The 2,803-nt window shown below is 46.6% G+C and carries 4 protein-coding genes and 1 tRNA gene; 3 read left to right on the top strand and 2 right to left on the bottom strand.

From position 1 onward, the window contains the following. Together NZ952_00430 and NZ952_00425 are read right to left on the bottom strand one after the other, a co-directional pair. A partial coding sequence (locus NZ952_00430) for a hypothetical protein (GenBank protein ID MCS7119666.1) occupies positions 1–265 on the bottom strand: 265 nt, incomplete at its 3' end. A 117-nt stretch (positions 266–382) separates the two neighbouring features. Continuing rightward, a tRNA-Leu gene (locus NZ952_00425) sits at positions 383–470 on the bottom strand. Between the two features lie 137 nt (positions 471–607). Here NZ952_00425 and NZ952_00420 point away from each other — a divergent pair. The 3 genes from NZ952_00420 to NZ952_00410 all read left to right on the top strand — a co-directional run. Beyond that, the gene (locus NZ952_00420; protein MCS7119665.1) at positions 608–1,591 is read left to right on the top strand and encodes a hypothetical protein; all 984 of its coding nucleotides are present in this window, start codon (positions 608–610) and stop codon (positions 1,589–1,591) included. Continuing rightward, positions 1,591–1,842: a hypothetical protein gene (locus NZ952_00415; GenBank protein MCS7119664.1), complete on the top strand. Its 252-nt coding sequence runs from the start codon at positions 1,591–1,593 to the stop codon at positions 1,840–1,842. The genes NZ952_00420 and NZ952_00415 overlap by 1 nt, the downstream gene beginning before the upstream one ends. Before the next feature lie 46 nt (positions 1,843–1,888). Then, the coding region (locus tag NZ952_00410; GenBank protein ID MCS7119663.1) for a DUF354 domain-containing protein at positions 1,889–2,803 on the top strand (915 nt) is incomplete at its 3' end.

Below are 2,803 nucleotides of genomic sequence, written 5' to 3'. Positions count from 1 at the left end.
TAACTGTGACTGAAATAGGCAGAACCTTCAAATCTCGAGATTGCAGAAGCGTTTCCAAAAGTATGCCCTGCATTGCTGTTGTTTTCCCAACCCCTCTTGTGCCATAAATAGAAAATCTGCGTTCTTGATCAATTATCATTGAAGCGCGATTAGCAGAGAAATTTTCAATATCATGGAAAAGTAAGGTGAATAGTTCATCCTCGTAAGAAATTAACTCTTTGGTCATGAATTGTTGAGCAGCCATAAGTATTGCAGAACGCGGCATAGTTAACATCATTTAACGTTAGTAATATATAAGGATAAAGCCTTGATTAACACCAAACTACCAGCTTTTAGTGGCGCAAGTTATTATGTGGAAAACTTTTGGTCTGAGGAATACGATTGGTGCGGGGGGTGGGATTTGAACCCACGAACCCCTTTGGGACAGCCGCCTCAGGGCTGCGCCTTTGACCTGGCTTGGCAACCCCCGCATCTAAATTCAAAGATTTACTTAATTCCCAACCTTTAATTAAATTTTACCAGCTGCCTTATGATAGATAAGATATATAGGTGAAGATCTCGTGAATTTTAAGGAAAAGGTCTCGGTTCATGGATAGTGAATTAAAAGATGTTTAAGGATCTAATCATCCTCCTCTCCGGTTTCCTGGCCTCTTTCCTGATTATGCCCTCCTTCCTCAGGTGGATGAGGAGGATCGGTGTCTGCGGTGTCGATGTTCATAAGCCGGATAGGCCAAAGGTTCCTGAGATGGGCGGTCTAGTAGTGCTGATCGGGTTGGCGGTAAGCGTCTCGTCGGCCCTCATGTTATGGCCTGAAAGGATCCATATTTTTCTGAGCTTCTTTGCAACCGCACTTATCGCAGGGGTCATAGGCATCATCGACGACTTGAAGACCTTGAACGCGAAGATTAAGCCATTGTTAACCCTGCTTTCAGGTGTTCCCATTCTTGTTTTTGGAACGTATGCCCCTCACCCTATTTTCCCCTTAGTTGGGCAGACTCGTCTTTACGTCGTCTATCCCTTCCTCATTCCAATAGCCATCGCCGTCACCTCCAACGCGGTCAACATGATGGATCCATTCAATGGAACCATGTCCGGCACATGCACTATAGCAACAATCTTCCTACTAGTCTCAGCCATAATGCTAGGCCGCAGCGACTCTATAATCCTCTGCCTCTGCCTGCTTGGACCATTACTCGTCCTTTATTACTATAACCGATATCCCTCGAAGGTCTTCTCAGGGGATGTGGGCAGCCTATGCATCGGCGCGTCTCTAGGCGCGATAGCGATTATCGGTCAGATGGAGGTTATTGCCGTTGTAGCCTTTTTCCCTCAGATTATGAATGCATTTTACGGGTTATCTTCCATCGGTCGGCTTTATGAGAGACGCGAGGTTGCGAGACCGGTTATGGTGCTCGAAGATGGGAGGCTGATGGCAACTATGGATCCAAAGGCTCCAATAACGTTGGCGCGTCTCATACTTTCTAGGGGGCCGCTGAGAGAGGATGAGGCTACACTAATATTCTTTGTTCTCTCCACATTTGCTGGCTTCCTCTCCTTGTTGACAGCATACCTTATCTTGGTGAAGATCTGATGATGAGAAGGATCCTCGATCTATCCATAATCCTGCTTTTCGTCTGGGCATGTATGCTCTTCGGACTATGGCTCATTTCATCCGTTATAGTCCCATTTGAGATGCCGTTTCCGACTGACACTTTTTTAACCGCCGCGCTGAAGGTTATCTTCGCAGGGCTGCTTGTCATTTTATGGCTTTGGATCTGGAGGGAGATTGTAAGGAGAATGTTTTGGCGTACGATTAAGTCTGTTATTGAAAAAGGTTCCTAACATAGGCAGTTTGGGTTCCGAAGAAGATAGGTGATGCATGTTGAAGGTGATAATAGACGTTTTGACTCCGAAGCAGTGTATGCTATTCAAAAAAGTTGCGGAGAAGATGGAAGAGAAGAGTCATGAAGTTCTCCTAGTATCTAGGCGGTACCGTGAGGTTACAGAGATGCTTAGGATGAAGGGTATCCATGCGAAGATCATAGGTGAGCATGGAGGTCGAGAGCTAAGCGGGAAATTGAAGGCTAGTGCGCGGCGGATCTTAGAGATGGCTGAACTTTTCGAGGAGGAGGAACCGGACATTGCGCTCTCATTCTCATCGCCTGAGATGGCTAGGGTTGCCTTTGGTTTGGGGATACCTCACATATGCGTGAATGATTCGCCGCACGCCGAGGCTGTGGCAAGGCTCACGTTACCGCTTTCCGATATGCTGTTAACTTCTAAGTTCATTCCGAGAACCGCCTGGGTGAAATATGGGATCCGAAAAGATAGGATAATCCAGTATCGCGCCCTAGATCCATGGGCATGGCTGAAGGATTTCGTACCTAATGATAATGTGCTGAAAACTTTGGGGCTAGATGCTTCTAGACCAATAATTACTCTCAGGACCGAGGAGTCTTTTGCCGCGTATCTGCTGGGTAAGGCGTTGAAGGAGTCAATATTGTCGCCAACCATTGATTGTCTCCTAAACCGTGCAAGGGACGTCCAAGTTGTCATTATCCCAAGATACGAATCGCAGATTGAGACGTTTAAAGAATCATTCGGCGGTAGGGCTGTGGTCTGCAGCTCAGTGGTTGACGGCCCAAGCCTCCTCTCTTTCACTTCAATATTCGTTGGCGCTGGCGGAACTATGACCGCGGAGGCTGCATTGCTAGGTGTGCCAACTTTTTCATGTTATCCAAGTGAACCTTACTTTATCGAGAGATATCTTATGAGAATAGGTCTTGTCAAACGTGAAACAGAT

The organism is Candidatus Bathyarchaeota archaeon (assembly GCA_025059045.1).
In the GTDB taxonomy this organism is placed as follows: domain Archaea; phylum Thermoproteota; class Bathyarchaeia; order Bathyarchaeales; family DTEX01; genus JANXEA01.
This window is presented reverse-complemented; position numbering and strand designations above follow the sequence as displayed.

Coding starts and splice junctions, on each gene's coding strand:
- NZ952_00415 (MCS7119664.1), top strand. CDS start 1,591: ATGATGAGAAGGATCCTCGATCTATCCATAATCCTGCTTTTCGTCTGG.
- NZ952_00420 (MCS7119665.1), top strand. CDS start 608: ATGTTTAAGGATCTAATCATCCTCCTCTCCGGTTTCCTGGCCTCTTTC.